Raw genomic sequence first — 18,197 nt, 5'->3', positions numbered from 1 at the left:
CGGTGCAAGGCGATCCGGAGGGGGAAAACAAAAACGGGCCCCGTCAGACAAGCCAACGGAACCCGATTTCAGAAGGGGTGCTGAATTAGGCAGCAGTCTTCTGGGTGGCCTGCTTGATCAGGCGCTCTGCGGTCTCGGAAGCCTGCGCGCCAACGCCCTTCCAGTAGTTCACGCGGTCCAGAGCAACGCGCAGACCCTCTTCGCCACCACGGGCGTTGGGGTTGTAGAAGCCCAGACGTTCGATGAACGAACCATCGCGGCGAACGCGCTTGTCAGCAGCAACGATGTTGTAGAACGGACGGGCCTTGGAACCGCCGCGAGAGAGTCGAATGACGACCATGATTTTCCTTCGGGTGGCGCAGCCACCACGTAATTAACACACAATAAATGGCTGCACAGAGTTTTGCGGCGTTTGAGACACGCGACATGGCCACCCGGCCAGCGACACGCCGTAAAACCAGCGATTATATCGAACTTCTTTTCTCATGCCTACCATCCGCCCAAGCCAGGACAGCGATCTCGCTGCCATCACCGCCATCTACCGCCACCACGTGCTGCATGGCACAGGAACGTTCGAGACCGATCCCCCTTCCGAAGCCGACATGGCCACGCGCCGCGCGGATGTGCTGGCCAAGGGCCTGCCCTATCTGGTCGCCGTGGACGCACAGGGCCAGGTGCTGGGCTTTGCCTACGCCAACTGGTTCAAGCCGCGCCCGGCCTATCGTTTTTCTGCCGAGGATTCCATCTATGTGCATGACGCGGTACGCGGCCAGGGCGTGGGCCGCCTGTTGATCGATGCGCTGTCGCACGACTGCGAGGCGGCCGGCGTGCGCAAACTGCTGGCGGTGATCGGCGACTCGGCCAATGCCGGCTCCATCGGGGTGCACCGCGCTGCAGGCTTCACCCCTGCGGGCACGCTGCGCTCCATGGGATGGAAGTTCGGCCGCTGGCTGGACATCGTGCTCATGGAGAAGACCCTGGGAGACGGCGACCGCAGTTCGCCCGAATAATGGGCGCATGAACCGACCCAGCACGCCCCTGCCCCAGACCACCGGCGCCGACCGGGCTCCCCGCCCCAGGAACAAGACACTGGCCGCCTGGCTGGCCTTTGTGGGCGGGCCGCTGGGGCTGCATCGCTTTTACCTGCATGGGCTCGGCGACTGGCTGGGCTGGCTGCTGCCCGTGCCCACGGCGCTGGGCGTGTACGGCATCGAACGCGTGCAGCAACTGGGACAGGACGACCAGCTCAGCTGGCTGCTGATTCCGCTGCTAGGCTTCACCATCGCCGGCTGCGCGCTGCGCGCCATCCTCTACGGGCTGACCGATACCGAAGCCTGGAACCGGCGCCACAACCCCGGCATTGACGTGCAGGCGCAGGCCGGACGCACGGGCTGGTCAGCCATCTTTGCCATTGCGCTGTCGCTGATGCTGGGCGCCGCCGTGCTCATGGCCAGCATTGCCTACAGCTTCCAGCACTACTTCGAGCACCAGGTGGAGGAGGCGCGCAAGATTTCGCAGTGAGGCGCAGCCAACGCCTCCCCCGAAAAAAGAAAGACCGCCATGGGCGGTCTTTCTTTTTGGCGGCAGCAGCCCCGGCTCAATACAGCTGCAGGCTGATCCAGTAGGCAATCGATGCCACGAAGGCGCTGGCAGGGATCGTCAGCACCCAGGCCCAGACGATGTTGCCTGCCACTCCCCAGCGCACGGCGCTGGCGCGCTGGGTGGAGCCCACGCCGACGATGGCGCCGGTGATGGTGTGCGTGGTCGAGACCGGCACGCCCAGGAAAGTTGCAAAGAACAGCGTCAGTGCACCACCGCTTTCGGCGCAGAAGCCGCCCACGGGCTTGAGCTTGGTGATCTTCTGGCCCATGGTCTTGACGATGCGCCAGCCGCCGAACATGGTTCCCAGGCCGATGGCCAGGTAGCAGCTGACGATGGTCCACAGCGGCGGCTCGGCGTCGCCGGCATTGGCATAGCCGGTGGCGATCAGCAGCAGCCAGATGATGCCGATGGTCTTTTGCGCGTCATTGCCGCCGTGGCCCAGGCTATAGGCACCGGCGGAGACCAGCTGCAGCCTGCGGAACCAGCGGTCCACCCTGTTGGGCGCGGCGCGCCGGCAGACCCAGGCCACCAGCACCATCATCAGCGAGCCCAGCAGGTAGCCCAGCAGCGGCGAGACGAAGATGAAGGCCACGGTCTTCCCGATGCCGCTGGCAATCAGCGCGCCTGCGCCGGCCTTGGCCATCACCGCGCCCACGATGCCGCCGATCAGCGCATGCGAGGAACTGCTGGGGATGCCGTAGTGCCAGGTGATCACGTTCCAGGCAATGGCACCGACCAGGGCACCGAAGACCACATGCGTGTCGACGATGCCGGGCTGCACGATCCCCTTGCCCACGGTGGCTGCCACGCTCAGGTGAAAGACAAAGACCGCCACCACGTTGAAGAAGGCCGCGAAGGCCACGGCCTGCGTGGGCTTGAGCACGCCCGTGGAGACCACGGTGGCGATCGAGTTGGCAGCATCGTGGAAGCCGTTCATGAAGTCGAACAGCAGGGCCAGCACCACCAGCAGGATCACGACCCACAGGGCCGCTTGTACGGATTCCATAGAGAAACGACTCCGCGAGGGCTCAGGAATTTTCGAGGACGATGCCCTCGATCAGGTTGGCCACGTCCTCGCAGCGGTCGGTCACCGTCTCCAGCAGCTCGTAGATGGCCTTGAGCTTGATGACTTCGCGCACATCGGGCTCTTCGCGGAACAGCTTGCTCATGGCCGAGCGCATCACGCGGTCGGCGTCCGATTCGAGACGGTCGATTTCCTCGCAGGTCTTCATCGCCGCGTCCACCACCGAGGGATCGGAGATGCGCGACAGCAGCTTGACCGCATCGCGCAGCCGCTCGCAGCAGCGCACGCACAGGTCCGTCAGGCGCGTGATCTCTTCCGTCATGTGGCGCACGTCGTACAGCGCCATGGTCTCGGCCGAGTCCTGGATCAGGTCGGCCACGTCGTCCATGGTGTTGATCAGCGAGTGGATGTGCTCGCGGTCCAGCGGCGTGATGAAGGTCTTGTGCAGCGCCTTGGTGACGTCGTGCGTCACGCGGTCTGCGGCACGCTCGGCGTTGTTCACGTCCTCGTTGTACTTCTCGCGAAGATGAGGATCGTTGTAGTTGGCGACAAGCTGCGAGAAGGCATGCGCGGCTTCGACGATGCGATCGGCATGCTGGTTGAACATCTCGAAAAAATTGCCTTCGCGCGGCAATAACTTGCCAAAAAGCATGAATGCTCCTTACCGGGAAACAGGGGGAACCAGGCGACTCACTGCGTCACATTGCGGATGCTTGGCATGGCTTCCCGGCTTGAACGGGGCGAAGTGTACTCTTGAGTCCCAGGCGCGTTTTTGCGCGCCGGCGCGCCGCCCTGTCAGCCGCTGCGAAAAATAAAGTACACCGCGCCCACCATGCACAGCCCGGCCCAGAGGAAGTCCCATTTGAGCGGCTGGTTCAGGTAGAGCACGGCAAAGGGCGCGAACACCGCCAGCGTGATCACCTCCTGGATGATCTTGAGCTGCGCCACGCTGAACTGCGTGTGGCCTATGCGGTTGGCGGGCACCTGCAGCAGGTACTCGAACAGCGCGATGCCCCAGCTGACAAGGGCTGCCACGTACCAGGGCGACGAGGCGTGGTTCTTCAGGTGGCCATACCAGGCGAAGGTCATGAAGACATTGCTCATGGCCAGCAGGACCACGGTCTGCAGCCCGACGGGGATGTGTTGGAGCCAGTTCATGTGATGTGCAGCCCGACGCGGGGAAACCCAAATTATCGCGTCCGGCACTGGGCAGGGCAGATTTTCGATTTCTTTCCAAAAATTGCCTTTTTGCGCGAATTTCCTCGAATAACCCATTCCATCGCACAAATACGCAAAGTTTCGCATCGATCGACGCTTGATGAATCTTCATCAAATCGTCATATTTTTGCCATATCCCGTCAGTGGCACGGGGCATTCCATCCATCCCCGCGCTCACGGCAGCCGTGGCGCTCACTCGCCCAGATAGGCAGCCCGCACGCGCGGGTCGCTGAGCAGGGTCTGGCCGGGCCCCGTCATGGTGATCAGGCCGGACTCCATCACATAGCCGCGATCGGCCAGCGCCAGCGCACGGCTGGCATTTTGCTCGACCAGCACAAGGGTCACGCCCAGGCCGTGCACGTCGCTCACCACCTCGAAGATCTTGTCCACCATGATGGGCGACAGGCCCATGGAGGGCTCGTCCAGCAGCAGCACCTTGGGCTGGCTCATCAGCGCGCGCGCCATGGCCAGCATCTGCTGCTCGCCACCCGACATGGTGCCGGCCAGCTGGTCGCGGCGCTCCTTCAGCCGCGGGAAGATGCCGAACATGCGCTCGATGTCGGCGGCAATGCCGGCCTTGTCGTTGCGCGTGTAGGCGCCCATGAGCAGGTTCTCGGTGATGGTCATGCGCGCGAACACGCCGCGCCCTTCGGGCACCATGACCAGGCCCTGGGCCACCAGATCCCAGGCGCCCACGCCCCGGATGCTGCGGCCCAGGTAGTGGACATCGCCGTCCGCCATCTGCAGGCTGCGCGTGACGGCCTTCATGGTGGTGGTCTTGCCGGCACCGTTGGAGCCGATCAGCGAGACCAGTTCGCCCTGGCGCACCTCGAAGTCCACGCCCTTGACGGCCTGAATGCCGCCATAGGCCACCTTCAGGCCCTCGACCTTCAGCAGCACCGGAGGGGACACGCCCTTGTCTTGCTCTTGCTCGCCCATGGTTCAGTGTCCTCCCGTGCCCAGATAGGCTTCGATCACCTTGTCGTTCTTCTGCACCTCGGCCGGCGTGCCTTCGGCAATGGGCTTGCCATAGTCGAGCACGGTGACGCGGTCGCACAGGCCCATGACCAGCTTCACGTCGTGCTCGATCAGCAAGATGGTGCGCTGGTCGCGGCGGATGCGGTCGATCAGCTCGCGCAGCTGCACTTTCTCGGTGGCATTCATGCCGGCGGCAGGCTCGTCCAGCGCGATCAGTTGCGGGTCGGTGGCCAGGGCGCGGGCGATTTCCAGGCGCCGCTGGTCGCCGTAGCTCAGCGTGCGGGCCTTGAAGTCCGCGTACTTGGAGATGCCCACGTAGTCCAGCAATTCACGGGCGCGCGCGCGGATGGCGGCCTCCTCGGCCTTGAAGCCGCGCGTGCGCAGCACCGCGCCGATCAGGCCCGAGTGCGTGCGCACATGGCGCCCGACCATCACGTTCTCCAGCGCCGTCATCTCGGCAAACAGCCGGATGTTCTGGAAGGTGCGCGCAATGCCGGCCTTGGCCACCTTGTGCACGGCCGTGGGCTCGTAGGCCTTGCCGGCCAGCTCGAAACTGCCGCTGTCGGGCGTGTACAGGCCCGTGATCACGTTGAAGAAGGTGGTCTTGCCCGCGCCATTGGGTCCGATCAGTCCGTAGACCTGGCCCCGGCCAATGGTCATGCCCACATCGGACAGCGCCTGCAGCCCGCCGAAGCGTTTGGAAATGCCCGAAACCCTGAGCACCGGAGCGCTGGAGCTGTTGTCTGCCGTATTCGCCATCTGCGGTTTCTCCATGCTCAGGACTGGTGCGGCAGGTTCTTGCCATGCTCGGGCGACGGCCACAGGCCGCGCGGACGCATCAGCATGATGACGATCATGGCCAGCGCGATCAGCAGCTGGCGCAGGATGGAGGCATCGAGCCGCCCATCGGTCATCTGCTGCAGGGGACCGGCCACATAGCGCAGCACCTCGGGCAACGCCGACAGCAGCACCGCACCCAGGATCACGCCGGGCAGATGGCCCAGGCCGCCGAGCACCACCATGGCCACGATCATGATGGACTCCATGAGGCTGAACGACTCGGGAGAGACGAAGCCCTGGAAGGCCGCGAACATGGCGCCCGAGACACCGCCAAAAGAGGCGCCCATGCCGAAGGCCAGCAGCTTCATGTTGCGCGTGTTGATGCCCATGGCCTTGGCGGCGATCTCATCCTCGCGGATGGCCATCCAGGCGCGGCCTATGCGCGAGTCCTGCAGGCGCCAGCAGATCACGATGCTGACCAGCACCAGGAAGAGGAACAGGTAGTAGTACAGCGTGACCGAGCTGATGTCGTAGCCGAAGATCTCCTGGCGCTTGGCCAGGTCCAGCCCCAGGATCTTGACCGAGTCGATCTGGCCTATGCCTTTGGGGCCATTGGTGATGTTGACCGGCTGGTCCAGGTTGTTCATGAAGATGCGGATGATCTCGCCGAAGCCCAGCGTGACGATGGCCAGGTAGTCCCCGCGCAGCTTGAGCACCGGAATGCCCAGCAAAATCCCCGTGATGGCCGCCAGCAGCGCCGCCAGCGGTATCACCAGCCAGATGGAGGTATGCAGCCCGTCCGGGAACATGGCGGCAAAGCCCTCGAAGGTCTCCGCCAGATGCGGCGAGGCCATCAGCGCGAACATGTAGGCGCCCACGGCGTAGAACGCCACATAGCCCAGGTCCAGCAGGCCCGCGTAGCCCACCACCACGTTCAGGCCCAATGCCAGCAGCACATAGAGCAGCGCCAGGTCGGCGATGCGCACCCAGGCATTGCCGAAATACTGCAGCACCAGCGGCAGCACCAGCAGCGCCAGGCCACCCAGGATCCATTGCACGGTCTTCTTGCTGTTCATGCGTCTCTCCTCAGGCGCGGTCGGCCACACGCTCACCCAGCAGGCCCGAGGGGCGCAGCGTCAGGATGATGATGAGCACGATGAAGGCGAAGATGTCGGTGTAGTGGCTGCCCAGCACGCCGCCCGTGAGATCACCGATGTAGCCCGAGCCAATGGACTCGATCAGCCCCAGCAGCATGGCGCCGACCACGGCGCCCGCCAGGTTGCCGATGCCGCCGAACACGGCCGCCGTGAAGGCCTTGAGCCCCGGCAGAAAGCCCATGGTGTGGTGGGCCGTGCCGTAGTTGGAGGCGTACATGATGCCCGCGATGGCCGCCAGCACGGCGCCGATGATGAAGGTGGCAGAGATCACCATGTCAGGCTTGACGCCCATCAAGGCCGCCACGCGCGGATTCTCGGCCGTGGCCCGCATGGCGCGCCCGAGCTTGGTGTAGTTGACCAGGTAGGTCAGCGCAGCCAGCGCAATCGCCGTGACCACCAGCACCAGGATCTGGGTGGGCGTGATCACCGCCGTGCCGATCTCGAAGGGCGTGCTCGGCAGCAGCGTGGGATAGGCCTTGTAGTTGGGCTTCCAGATGATCATGGCCAGCGTCTGCAGCAGCAGCGAGACGCCGATGGCCGTGATCAGGGGCGCCAGGCGCGGGCTGCTGCGCAGGCGCCGGTAGGCCACTTTCTCGATCACGAAATTCAGTGCGGCGGCCACCACGCAGGCGATCACCGTCGCCAGCAGCAGGATCAGCCAGCCCGGTGCGCCCGGCATGGCCTCCTGCATCAGGCCTATGCAGCTCCAGCTGGTCAGCGCCCCGACCATGAGCACCTCGCCATGGGCGAAGTTGATGAGCTGGATGATGCCGTACACCATGGTGTAGCCCAGGGCGATCAGGGCATACATGCTGCCCAGGACCAATCCGTTGATGACCTGCTGAAGCAGTATGTCCATATGCGCTCTCCCCTTTTGCTCAGGATGGAGACATTCAGCGTGCCTCGCATCCAAACGAACGGAGCCAGCAATGCCATGGTGGTGGAAGCTCTCCTGCCGCATCCCGGCTTGTGATCAGGAAGCCGCAGGGGATGGGCGATTCTAGGCACCCCCCGGTGGCCTGCAACGCCTTGTTGCAGCGGGGTTTCCCGAGGCTTTACAAGCCACGCGCTCTTATGTAGCACTGCAGCAATTTGCCGCAGCCAGCATGAACTCCTACCATCAACGGCAGTGCCGCCAGCAAGCGGCGGCCACGGAGAACCCCGATGAAATACCACGGCAGCTGCCACTGCGGCGGCATCGCTTTCGATGTGGAAGGCGAACTCACCCAGGTCATGGCCTGCAACTGCTCCATCTGCGCGCGCAAGGGCGCCCTCATGTGGTTCGTGCCTCGCGAACAGCTGCAGCTGAGCACGCCCGAGGAGCAGATGCGCTCCTACACCTTCCACCGGCATCTGATCCAGCACCGCTTCTGCCCGACCTGCGGCATCCACCCTTTCGGCGAAGCCACCGATCCCAAGGGCCGGCACATGGCGGCCGTCAACGTGCGCTGCCTGGAAGGCGTGGATGCCGAAGCCTTGCGCATCACGCGCTACGACGGACGGTCGGCCTGAGGCTGGCTTCAGGCCCGCAGCGCTTCTTCCTCCACATCGCGCAGGCGGTCCTTGCCGAAGTAGATCTCGTCGCCAACAAAAAAGGTGGGCGATCCGAAAGCGCCACGGTGGAAGGCCTGCTCGGTATTTGCCAGCAGCCGGGCCTTGACTTCGGGCGTCTGGCTTGCGGCGATCAGGGCTGGGGCGTCCAGACCCGCCCCGGACAGCTCGGTGCCGATCACCTGCGCATCGTCCATCTTGCAGCCCTTCTCCCACATGCTGGAGAACACCGCATCGACATAGCGCTCGAAGCAGCCCATGTCCTGGGCGGCCACGGCCCCACGCATGATCTGCAGGGTGTTCACGGGAAAGTGAGGATTCATCCGGAAGCGCGTGAGGCTGTGCCTGTGCACGAAGCGCTGCAGCTCCAGCGCCTCATAGGCGCGCTTGTTGGGAATGTCGGCATTGGCCTCGGCCGGGGAGCGGTTGTTGGCCAGCTTGAACAGGCCTCCCAGCAGGACAGGCACATATTCGAAGCGGATGCCGCTGCGCGCCTCGATCCGGGGAATGACCTGGTGGCAGAGATAGGCGTTGGGGCTGCCGAAGTCGAAGAGAAATTGCACCTTGGTGTTCATGGCGTGGCCTGCGGGAGTGGGAGGAAGTGACGATGCGATAAGGCAAGGCGGCTCACCACGGCTCCATCCAGGGACGGATCTCGGTCTCGTGCGTCCAGGCGTCGCGCGGCTGCTGGTGCAGTTGCCAGTAGAGGTCGGCAATGTGCTCGGGATTGAGGATGCCGCCCTGCTCCTTGAGGGCATAGCGCTCGGGGAAATTGCTGCGGATGAATTCGGTGTCTATGGCGCCGTCGATCACGGGATGGGCCACATGGATGCCCTTGGGCCAGAGTTCGCGCGCCATGCTCTGCGCCAGGGCGCGCAGGCCGTGCTTGGCACCGGCAAACGCGGCAAAGCCCTCGCGCCCGCGCAGGCTGGCCGTGGCGCCCGTGAAGATGATGGTGCCCCGGCCGCGCGGCAGCATCACCCTGGCCGCCTCCCGCCCCATCAGAAAGCCGGCGAAGCAGGCCATCTCCCAGACCTTGAAGTAGACGCGCGCCGTGGTTTCGGTGATGCCGAAGCGCACGTTGGCGCCGATGTTGAAGACGGCGACCTCGATGGGTGCGATCTCGGCCTCGATCTTCTGCACCAGGGCCACCATTTCCTCTTCCTTGCGCGCGTCGCTGCCAAAACCATGGGCTTCACCCCCTGCGGCGCGGATCTGCTCGACCAGCGGCTGGAGTTTGTCGGCATCGCGGCGGGTGACGCAGGCGATATAGCCTTCGCGCGCAAAGCGCCGGGCAATCGCCCCGCCCGTGGCGTCACCGGCACCGATGACGAGGATGGCTTTCTTGTCGGTCATGGAATCTCCGTGGATGAAGAAGTCAGTTCATTTTTTGAACTTTATGCACGGTAGGTTTAAAATCTGAACCCGTCAAGCGGGGAACTGCCCAATGAAATGGAACGAACTGGAAGAGGAGCGCTGCTCCATCGCACGCACGGTCTCGGTCATCGGTGACCGCTGGACGCTGCTGGTGCTGCGCGACTGCTTTCTGGGAGTGCGCCGCTTCGATGAATTCCTGGGGCGCCTGGGCATTTCACGCCCTATGCTGTCGGACAGGCTGGCCAGGCTGGTCGAGGCCGGCGTGCTCAAGAAGGTGGCCTACCAGGAGGCGCCGGTGCGGCACGAGTACCGCCTCACGTCCAAGGGACTGGACCTGCATCCCGTGGTCATGGCCATCGTGCACTGGGGCGATGTGCACATGTCCGGCGAGGAAGGCCGGCCCCTGCTGCACCGGCATTCGGTGTGCGGCCACACGTTCGATCCCCTGATCGTCTGCTCGCACTGCCACGCTCCCTTGCACGCGCGGGATGTGACGGTGGAGCCCGGCCCGGGCGCCTAGCCCTGGCTCCAGCCCCGGCCTGCTCTCACGGGATTCGGCTATGCGCCGCCGCCGCCAGCCTCTTCATCCCACTTGCGCAGCACGGCCAGCTTCTCGCCGATCTTGATCTCCAGGCCCCGTGGCACGGGCTGGTACCAGCCCGGCTCCGCAATGCCCTCGGGCAGATAGGTCTCGCCGGCCGCGTAGGCGTTGGGCTCGTCGTGCGCGTAGCGGTATTCATGGCCGTAGCCCAGCTCCTTCATGAGCTTGGTGGGCGCGTTGCGCAGGTGCACGGGCACCTCGCGGCTCCTGTCCTGCTTCACGAAGGCCCGGGCCTTGTTGTAGGCGTTGTAGCCGGCGTTGCTCTTGGGAGCCATGGCCAGATAGATGACGGCCTGGCCCAGGGCCAGCTCGCCTTCGGGGCTGCCCAGGCGCTCGTAGGTCAGGGCCGCATCGTTGGCGATCTGCATGGCGCGCGGATCGGCCAGGCCTATGTCTTCCCAGGCCATGCGCACGATGCGCCGCGACAGGTAGCGCGCATCGGCGCCGCCGTCGAGCATTCGGGTGAGCCAGTAGAGCGCCGCATCGGGATGGGAGCCGCGCACGGACTTGTGCAGGGCCGAGATCTGGTCGTAGAAGTTGTCGCCCCCCTTGTCGAAGCGCCTGGCATTCAAGGTCAGCGCGTTCTGCACGAATTCGGCATCGATCCGGGTGACGCCTGCAGCGCCCGCCGCAGTCTGGCATTGCTCCAGCAGGTTCAGGAACCGCCGGGCGTCGCCATCGGCATAGCCGATGATGGTGTCCCGCGCCAGGTCGTCGAACTGCAGGCCGCCCAGGGCCTTTTCCTGCGCACGCTGCAGCAGCTGCCTGAGCTCTTCGTCGGTCAGGGACTGCAGCACATAGACCTGTGCGCGCGACAGCAGGGCCGAGTTCACCTCGAAGGACGGATTCTCCGTGGTGGCGCCGATGAAGGTCACCAGGCCGCTTTCCGCATAGGGCAGCAGCGCATCCTGCTGGGATTTGTTGAAGCGGTGGATCTCGTCCACGAACAGGATGGTGTGCCGGCCCATGGCCAGGTTCTGCTGCGCCTGCTCCATGGCGGCGCGGATGTCCTTGACCCCGGAGAACACCGCCGACAGCGCAATGAACTCGCACTTGAAGGCCGTGGCCGTGAGCCGGGCCAGCGTGGTCTTGCCCACGCCGGGTGGCCCCCAGAAGATCATGGAATGCGGCTTGCCCGACTGGAAGGCCAGGCGCAGCGGCTTGCCTTCGCCCAGCAGGTGGGACTGGCCCACGACCTCGTCCAGGGTCTTGGGCCGCAGGGCTTCGGCCAGTGGTGCGGAGGGCTCCTGGGTGAACAGATCAGCCATGGGGCAGCTCTCTCGAAAGCCGCTCCCCGCACGCGAGGTGCGGCAGCCCGTGTTGCGGATTCTTCGCCAAAGGGAACAGATGCAGTTGCAGAACCATGGCGCCATTGTCCACGCCATGGCTGGCGCAGGTGCGCCAGGCCTTGATGCCTGATGTCGGCCGTGGACTGAAACTCCTGATCTTCAGACGGGAATATGGCCATCGCCTCCAGGCATGTCACTGAAACGACATGGATTGTTTGCATGCACCCCATCAAGAGCAATCACTGACATTTCGCACCTGCTTCGGGCCGCAGCCCTAAAATGCTGCCCTTTGCGGAGCCGGCCGCGCGATCCACGCGCGACCTTCGGGCCTGCGTCATCGCAGCCTTCCAACCCCGCGCCTCCCTCCGTTTACGGAACCGCCTGCCATGCGGCAATGCGGGGCCTTTTCATTTCTGCATCCATGCAAACACTCAAGACCAGGGACCTGATCGCCCTAGGCTTCATGACCTTTGCGCTGTTCCTCGGCGCGGGCAACATCATCTTTCCGCCCATGGTCGGCCAGGGCGCCGGCGAACACGCGGCTGCCGCGGCCACGGGCTTCCTGCTGACGGGCGTGGGCCTGCCCCTGCTCACGGTGGTCGCACTGGCGCGAGTGGGCGGCGGCATGGACGCACTGACCTCGCCCGTGGGCCGCAAGGCCGGAATGGTGCTGGGCCTGCTGATCTATCTCATCCTGGGGCCGCTGTTCGCCACGCCGCGCACGGCGACGGTGTCGTTCGAGATGGGCTTTGCGCCCTTCATGGGCCACAGCAGCACAGCCCTGTTCATCTACTCTGCCGTGTACTTCGCCCTGGTCATGGGCCTGTCCCTGTTCCCGGGCAAGCTGATCGACAACATCGGCAAGCTGATCACGCCCGTGTTGATCCTGGCGCTGGTGGTGCTGGGCGCCGCCGCCGTGCTGCTGCCGGCCGGGGAGGCCACCAGGGCCAGTGGCGACTACCTGGTGTCGCCGCTGACCGAAGGTTTCCTGGAGGGCTACCAGACCATGGACGCGCTGGGGGCGCTGGCCTTCGGCATCGTCATCGTCAACGCCATCCGTGACCGCGGCATCTCCGATACCGGCCTGCAGACGCGCTACGCCATCGTCGCGGGCGTGATCGCCGCCGTCGGACTGGGCATGGTGTATCTGTCGCTGATCCATCTGGGCGCCACCAGCCAGTCCATCGCCCCGCAGGCACAGACCGGCGTGCTCATCCTCACGCGCTATGTGGATCACACCTTCGGCCCCATCGGCAGCCTGCTGCTGGCCGTGGTGATCTCCCTGGCCTGCCTGACCACGGCCGTGGGCCTGGTCAGTGCCTGCGGCGCCTACTTCAGCCAAATGCTGCGCCTGCCCTACCGTGCAGTGGTGGTGGCCATCGGCCTGGCCTGCATTCTGGTGTCCAACCAGGGCCTGGCCCAGCTGATCGCCGTATCCGGACCCGTGCTCGTGGGCATCTACCCGCTGGCCATAGCCCTGGTGGTGCTGAGCCTGCTGTCTGGCCTGTGGCGCAATGCGCAGCGGGTGTTCGCACCGGTGCTGGCCGTGGCCCTGTTGTTTGGTCTCATCGATGCAGCCAGGGCTGCCGGCTGGCAGGACTGGCTGCCCGCGTTCCTGAACAGCCTGCCGGGCAACGGCATGGGCTGGGCCCTGCCCGTGGCCGCGACCCTGGTGCTGGCCGCCCTCCACGACCGGCTGCGCCCTGCGCCCGCCGCCGCGTTCAAGCCGTCCTGAACCTCGACATGAGTTCGACCAGCTGATGGGCCTGCTTGCGCAGGCTCTCGGCGGCCGAACTGGTCTGCTCCACCAGCGCGGCGTTCTGCTGGGTGCCTTCCTCGATGCGGACGATGGCGCTGTTGACTTGGCTCACGCCCGCGCTCTGTTCGCCGCTGGAATGGCTGATGGCGCCGATCATGCGCGAGACCTTGGCAATCGCCTCCTGCACCGAGGCCATGGTCGCGCCCGCACTGTCCACCTCCTGGGCGCCCAGGGCCACGCGCTGGGCGTTGGCCTGGATCAGGTCGCGGATCTCCCGCGCCGCACCCGAGCTGCGCTGGGCCAGCGTGCGCACCTCGGCGGCCACCACCGCAAAGCCCCGGCCCTGCTCGCCGGCCCGTGCGGCCTCCACGGCCGCGTTGAGCGCAAGAATGTTGGTCTGGAAGGCAATGCCGTCGATCACCTCGATGATGCTGACCACGCGTTCGGACGCATCCTGGATGCTGCGCATGGTGCCCACGACGGCCGAGATGGCATCGCCGCCGCGCGTGGCAATGTCGCTGGCGGAGGAAGCCAGCAGGTTGGCCTTCTCTGCGTGATCGGCATTGCCACGCACGGTGGAGTCGAGCTGGTCCATGGAGGATGCCGTCATCTGCAGGGCCGACGCCTGCTGCTCGGTGCGCTGGGCCAGGTCGCTGTTGCCCGCTGCGATCTGCGAGCTGGCGGATGCCACCTGCTCCGCATTGCCGCGCACTTCCACGACGATGCTGCGCAGCTGTTCCTGCATGGCGCCCAGCGCCCGCAGCAGCTGGCCCAGCTCGTCGCGGCCGCCGCTCGCTATGGCATTGGTCAGATGGCCACGGGCCACGTTCTCGGCCAGCCGGACCGCGCTGCGCAGCGGTGCCACCACGGCGCGGGTGATGAGCCAGCCAATGGCCACGCCGGCCACGGCCGCCACCAGCATCAGCGCCAGGCTCAATTCCGTGGCGCGCCTGCCGCTGCTGTACGCATCGTCGGCCACGGACTTGCTCTGGGCAGCGATGCCTGCCTTGAGTTGGGACAGCAGCTCGGCCGGCTCGCGGTCCACGCCGCGCACGGCCATGTCGCCCACGGAGGGGTCGAAGCCCGTGGCCTCGAACTTGTCCAGGCCCACGCGATAGCCCTCGGCCATCTTGCGGTGCTGTGCCACAAAGCGCTGGGCCATCTCGCGCAGGGCGGCGTCTTCCACCAGGGCCAGCAAGGCGGTGGTCTTGTCCTGCACGGCGCGCTCATCGGACAGAAAGCCCTTCCAGTGCCGCTCGCGCAGCGCGTTGTCCGAGCCGCGCAGCAGCACGTTCTTCCATTCCTGGACCTGGGTCTTGAAGTGACCTTCCACTTCTGCGGCAAGGCGCTCTGCGGCCATGTGGCGCTGTACGTCGCCGTGAAAGACGCCAAGGGATTGATGGGCCGACCAGAGGCCGAAGAATCCGGCGGCCAGGGTGAATAGCAGCGCCATGGCAATGGCGAGCGGCAACTTGCGACTGAGGTTCATAAAGACATGCGAGAGCCGGCCAGCATGTCCTCGAAGGGACGTCGAAACAGTCGCTGGCCGCAGGCCGCTATTGTCCCGGCGATATTAGGCAAAACCATTACAAAACCTCACAAACTGCGCACCGCAGCGTGTGAGGTTCTTGAAGGGCCGCCCTGTGCAGCGGTGGATTACTGCTTGAGCACGTCGGCGCCCGCAGGCACCTTGAACTCGAAGGTCGAGGCCGGCAGGGATGCCTGGGTCTGCAGCTTGCTGAAGCGGATCAGCGAACGCTGGCCAAAGCTGTCGAGGATGTCCAGCGCCGAAAGCTGCCCATCGGCTGCAAAGCCCACGCGCACGCTCTTGAGCTGGCCGTTCCTGTCCTTGGGGCTGGCCTGGACCCATTGCAGGCCATCCTGCTCGGGCGCGGACTGCAGATCGAAGTCGGCGCTCAACGCCTTGAGATCGCTGGCCGACGCCAGGATGGCGGCAGGCGTGCTGCCCAGGGCCTGGGCCTGCGCGCGCTGCGTGACCTGGTTGAGGTCGGCGTCATAGAGCCACAGCGTCTTGCCGTCGGCCACGATGGTCTGCTCGAACGGCTTGGTGTAGACGAACCTGAACTTGCCGGGACGCTGGAATTCGAATTGGCCGCTGGAGTTCTTGGTGCGCGGCGGCTGGCCATCCTTGGACGGGGCCGTGACGGCCTGGGTGAATTCGGCGCGGCCGGCCTGGGAATTCTTCATGAAGGCTTCCAGGCTCTTGAGGCCATCGGCCCACGAGGCCGTCGCGCTTGCCGCGATCACAACTGCAGTCAACAGACGTTTCATTCTTTCTCCATGATTGCGAAATGCGGGCTCATTCCCCGGCGCGCGCCGGCACCAGCACTTCGCGCTGCCCGCTGGCCGTGAGACCGCTGACCAGGCCCGCCTTTTCCATATCTTCCAGCAGGCGGGCCGAGCGGTTGTAACCAATCCTGAGCTTGCGCTGCACATACGAGATGCTGGCCTTGCGGTCCTTGAGCACCACTTCCACGGCCTGGTCGTACATGGGATCCTTCTCGCCGTTGCCGCCGTCGCCGGACTCCGCGCCGAACTCGCTGTCGCCCTCGGCCGTGCCGCCTTCGAGCACACCCTCGATATAGTCGGCCTCGCCCTGCTCCTTGAGGTAGCCCACGACGCGGTGCACTTCCTCGTCGGACACAAAGGCGCCGTGCACGCGCACGGGCAGGCCCGTGCCGCTGGCCATGTAGAGCATGTCGCCCATGCCCAGCAGGGACTCGGCACCCATCTGGTCGAGCACGGTGCGGCTGTCGATCTTGCTGCTGACCTGGAAGGCGATGCGCGTGGGAATGTTGGCCTTGATCAGGCCGGTGATCACGTCCACGCTGGGGCGCTGGGTGGCCAGGATCAGGTGGATGCCGGCCGCGCGGGCCTTCTGGGCCAGGCGCGCGATCAGCTCCTCGATCTTCTTGCCGACCACCATCATCAGGTCGGCCAGCTCGTCGATGACGATGACGATGTGCGGCAGGCGCTGCAGCGGCTCGGGCTCCTCGGGCGTGAGGCTGAAGGGGTTGGGAATCGATTCCTCACGCGCCTTGGCCTCGTCGATCTTGGTGTTGTAGCCCGCCAGATTGCGCACGCCCAGCTTGCTCATGAGCTTGTAGCGGCGCTCCATCTCGGCCACGCACCAGTTCAGGCCATTGGCGGCCTGCTTCATGTCGGTGACCACGGGGCACAGCAGGTGAGGAATGCCTTCGTAGACCGACATTTCCAGCATCTTGGGGTCGATCATCAGCAGGCGCACATCGCGGGCCTCGGCCTTGTACAGCAGCGACAGGATCATGGCGTTGATCCCCACCGACTTGCCCGAGCCCGTGGTGCCGGCGACCAGCACGTGCGGCATCTTGGCCAGATCGGCCACCACCGGGTTGCCCACGATGTCCTTGCCCAGGCCCATGGTCAGCATGCTCTTGGCATCGTGGTAGACCTGCGAGCCCAGCACCTCGGACAGGCGGATGGACTGGCGCTTGGCATTGGGCAGCTCCAGCGCCATGAAGTTCTTGCCGGGGATCGTCTCGATCACGCGGATGGACACCAGGGACAGCGAGCGCGCCAGATCCTTAGCCAGGTTCACGATCTGCGAACCCTTGACACCCGTGGCCGGTTCGATCTCGTAGCGCGTGATCACGGGGCCGGGCATGGCGGCCACCACATGCACTTCCACGCCAAAGTCCTTGAGGCGCTTTTCGATCAGCCGGCTGGTCATCTCCAGCGTCTCGGGCGAGACGCTTTCCTGGCGCTGCTGCGCCGCATCGAGCAGGTCCACCTGGGGCAGCTTACTGTCGGGCAATTCGGAGAACAGCGGCTTCTGGCGCTCCTTGACCACGCGCACGCTGGGGGCCGCCGCCTCCTGCAGCACGGGCTCGATGATCTGCACGGGCTGCGGGTGCTGCACGGCGCTTTCCGTGCGCTCTTCCTGCAACACCTCTTCGCGCTCGCGCGCGGCACGGCGGCCTGCGGCCTCGTCCCGGGCCTTCTCGCGGCGCGCGAAGAGGAAATGCACCCATCCATCCAGGCGTGCGCCCATGGATTCGGCCAGATGCCCCCAGGAAAAGCGGAACACCATGGCCAGGCCGATCACGGCCACGCAGATGCCGATCAGGCCCGAACCCATGAAGCCCAGCCATTGCAGGCTGTGGTAGCCCAGCATGTAGCCAAAGACGCCGCCGGCAGGGCCTGGCAGCACGCTCTCGAAGCGGTACAGCCGCGTCCATTCCAGCGCGCAGCTTGCGCCCAGCAGCAGCAGCAGGCCACCCCAGAAACGCAGGCGCCGGCGCCACAGCGGCGGCAGTTGCACGCCATCGCGGGGCACGCCGCCCCGCAGCCAGCGGGCGAAGGAAGACATCCAGGTCTGCACCGAGGCCAGCACCAGCCACCAGACCGACATGCCGAAGCCGAAATAGCAGGCGTCGGCCAGCCAGGCTCCGACGCGGCCCATCCAGTTGGCGACCAGGCGCGCGTGTCCCGCCCCGGAGGTGGACCACGCTGGATCCTGGGGCGAGTAGCTGAGCATGGAGGCAAGCCAGAACACCAGGGCCAGCAGCCCCGCCAACAGCAGCATTTCATGGCCGAAGCGCGCCACCATGCCGGGGCGCGCCGCAGACTTGGATTTGCCCTTGGCGGATGTGGAAGCGTTCAGAGCGTTCAATGAGTAGGTCATACGCAGGCGGGAGCTTACCCCAGCCCCCTCGGGCTGGCCGCAAAAACAGCCAGGACGGCCTGCTAGCGTAATGCAAGCACTTGCAACAGAACATGACGCCGCTGCATGACGGCGCCATGTCGATCATTTTTGACAATCCGGGCCATTGATCCGCATGGCAACGGGAACCCGGCTGCG

19 protein-coding genes are annotated in these 18,197 nt (G+C 65.4%); 5 read left to right on the top strand and 14 right to left on the bottom strand.

Annotated features, from left to right (window positions below):
- Positions 1 to 85 precede the first annotated feature (85 nt).
- The gene (rpsP, locus tag AAN986_RS06495) at positions 86 to 340 is read right to left on the bottom strand and encodes a 30S ribosomal protein S16 (RefSeq protein WP_012207143.1); all 255 of its coding nucleotides are present in this window, start codon (positions 338 to 340) and stop codon (positions 86 to 88) included.
- Positions 341 to 485: 145 nt separating this feature from the next.
- On the opposite strand from rpsP, the gene AAN986_RS06490 reads away from it, so the two are divergent.
- Positions 486 to 1,010, top strand: coding sequence for a GNAT family N-acetyltransferase (locus AAN986_RS06490; protein ID WP_047217409.1), 525 nt, complete (start codon positions 486 to 488; stop codon positions 1,008 to 1,010).
- Positions 1,011 to 1,017: 7 nt separating this feature from the next.
- A complete protein-coding gene (locus tag AAN986_RS06485) occupies positions 1,018 to 1,521 on the top strand; it encodes a TM2 domain-containing protein (protein WP_047217410.1) in 504 nt (167 codons plus the stop codon).
- Positions 1,522 to 1,597: 76 nt separating this feature from the next.
- Here the strand turns inward: AAN986_RS06485 and AAN986_RS06480 are convergent, their stop codons facing one another.
- From AAN986_RS06480 to AAN986_RS06450, 7 genes are all read right to left on the bottom strand, one after another.
- Positions 1,598 to 2,608 (bottom strand): inorganic phosphate transporter, encoded by a 1,011-nt coding sequence (locus AAN986_RS06480; protein ID WP_016445779.1) that lies wholly within the window; start codon positions 2,606 to 2,608, stop codon positions 1,598 to 1,600.
- Between the two features lie 22 nt (positions 2,609 to 2,630).
- Entirely contained in the window at positions 2,631 to 3,278 is a 648-nt protein-coding gene (locus AAN986_RS06475; protein ID WP_016445778.1) for a DUF47 domain-containing protein, read from the bottom strand.
- A 143-nt stretch (positions 3,279 to 3,421) separates the two neighbouring features.
- Complete coding sequence (locus AAN986_RS06470; protein ID WP_016445777.1) at positions 3,422 to 3,784, bottom strand: DMT family protein; 363 nt, start codon at positions 3,782 to 3,784, stop codon at positions 3,422 to 3,424.
- A 252-nt stretch (positions 3,785 to 4,036) separates the two neighbouring features.
- The gene (locus tag AAN986_RS06465) at positions 4,037 to 4,783 is read right to left on the bottom strand and encodes an ABC transporter ATP-binding protein (protein ID WP_016445776.1); all 747 of its coding nucleotides are present in this window, start codon (positions 4,781 to 4,783) and stop codon (positions 4,037 to 4,039) included.
- Positions 4,784 to 4,786: 3 nt separating this feature from the next.
- The gene (locus tag AAN986_RS06460) at positions 4,787 to 5,581 is read right to left on the bottom strand and encodes an ABC transporter ATP-binding protein (RefSeq protein WP_016445775.1); all 795 of its coding nucleotides are present in this window, start codon (positions 5,579 to 5,581) and stop codon (positions 4,787 to 4,789) included.
- 17 nt (positions 5,582 to 5,598) lie between these two features.
- Positions 5,599 to 6,678: a branched-chain amino acid ABC transporter permease gene (locus AAN986_RS06455; protein WP_016445774.1), complete on the bottom strand. Its 1,080-nt coding sequence runs from the start codon at positions 6,676 to 6,678 to the stop codon at positions 5,599 to 5,601.
- A 10-nt stretch (positions 6,679 to 6,688) separates the two neighbouring features.
- A complete protein-coding gene (locus tag AAN986_RS06450) occupies positions 6,689 to 7,618 on the bottom strand; it encodes a branched-chain amino acid ABC transporter permease (RefSeq protein ID WP_016445773.1) in 930 nt (309 codons plus the stop codon).
- 305 nt (positions 7,619 to 7,923) lie between these two features.
- On the opposite strand from AAN986_RS06450, the gene AAN986_RS06445 reads away from it, so the two are divergent.
- Positions 7,924 to 8,271, top strand: a complete 348-nt coding sequence (locus tag AAN986_RS06445; protein ID WP_016445772.1) for a GFA family protein — start codon at positions 7,924 to 7,926, stop codon at positions 8,269 to 8,271.
- Between the two features lie 8 nt (positions 8,272 to 8,279).
- Here AAN986_RS06445 and AAN986_RS06440 read toward each other — a convergent pair whose 3' ends face one another.
- Positions 8,280 to 8,885 (bottom strand): 2-hydroxychromene-2-carboxylate isomerase, encoded by a 606-nt coding sequence (locus AAN986_RS06440; protein ID WP_016445771.1) that lies wholly within the window; start codon positions 8,883 to 8,885, stop codon positions 8,280 to 8,282.
- A gap of 52 nt (positions 8,886 to 8,937) precedes the next feature.
- Positions 8,938 to 9,666 (bottom strand): SDR family oxidoreductase, encoded by a 729-nt coding sequence (locus tag AAN986_RS06435; RefSeq protein WP_016445770.1) that lies wholly within the window; start codon positions 9,664 to 9,666, stop codon positions 8,938 to 8,940.
- Between the two features lie 91 nt (positions 9,667 to 9,757).
- Here AAN986_RS06435 and AAN986_RS06430 point away from each other — a divergent pair, with 91 nt between their 5' ends.
- Positions 9,758 to 10,207, top strand: coding sequence for a helix-turn-helix domain-containing protein (locus AAN986_RS06430; protein WP_016445769.1), 450 nt, complete (start codon positions 9,758 to 9,760; stop codon positions 10,205 to 10,207).
- Positions 10,208 to 10,245: 38 nt separating this feature from the next.
- Here AAN986_RS06430 and AAN986_RS06425 read toward each other — a convergent pair whose 3' ends face one another.
- The gene (locus tag AAN986_RS06425) at positions 10,246 to 11,556 is read right to left on the bottom strand and encodes a replication-associated recombination protein A (RefSeq protein ID WP_016445768.1); all 1,311 of its coding nucleotides are present in this window, start codon (positions 11,554 to 11,556) and stop codon (positions 10,246 to 10,248) included.
- 442 nt (positions 11,557 to 11,998) lie between these two features.
- Between AAN986_RS06425 and brnQ the strand changes: the two genes are divergently transcribed.
- Positions 11,999 to 13,312, top strand: coding sequence for a branched-chain amino acid transport system II carrier protein (brnQ, locus tag AAN986_RS06420; protein WP_016451105.1), 1,314 nt, complete (start codon positions 11,999 to 12,001; stop codon positions 13,310 to 13,312).
- Here brnQ and AAN986_RS06415 read toward each other — a convergent pair.
- The 3 genes from AAN986_RS06415 to AAN986_RS06405 form a co-directional block, all read right to left on the bottom strand.
- Positions 13,299 to 14,825, bottom strand: coding sequence for a methyl-accepting chemotaxis protein (locus AAN986_RS06415; RefSeq protein ID WP_349335601.1), 1,527 nt, complete (start codon positions 14,823 to 14,825; stop codon positions 13,299 to 13,301). The genes brnQ and AAN986_RS06415 overlap by 14 nt on opposite strands.
- Positions 14,826 to 14,992: 167 nt before the next feature.
- Positions 14,993 to 15,628, bottom strand: coding sequence for an outer membrane lipoprotein chaperone LolA (gene lolA / locus AAN986_RS06410; RefSeq protein ID WP_047217411.1), 636 nt, complete (start codon positions 15,626 to 15,628; stop codon positions 14,993 to 14,995).
- A gap of 28 nt (positions 15,629 to 15,656) precedes the next feature.
- Positions 15,657 to 18,020 (bottom strand): DNA translocase FtsK, encoded by a 2,364-nt coding sequence (locus AAN986_RS06405; RefSeq protein WP_016445764.1) that lies wholly within the window; start codon positions 18,018 to 18,020, stop codon positions 15,657 to 15,659.
- Positions 18,021 to 18,197: the final 177 nt, after the last annotated feature.

This window comes from Delftia sp. DS1230 (assembly GCF_040112715.1).
In the GTDB taxonomy this organism is placed as follows: domain Bacteria; phylum Pseudomonadota; class Gammaproteobacteria; order Burkholderiales; family Burkholderiaceae_C; genus Comamonas; species Comamonas tsuruhatensis.
Note: the sequence above shows the minus strand (reverse complement) of the source record. Positions and strands in the feature narration are given on the sequence as shown.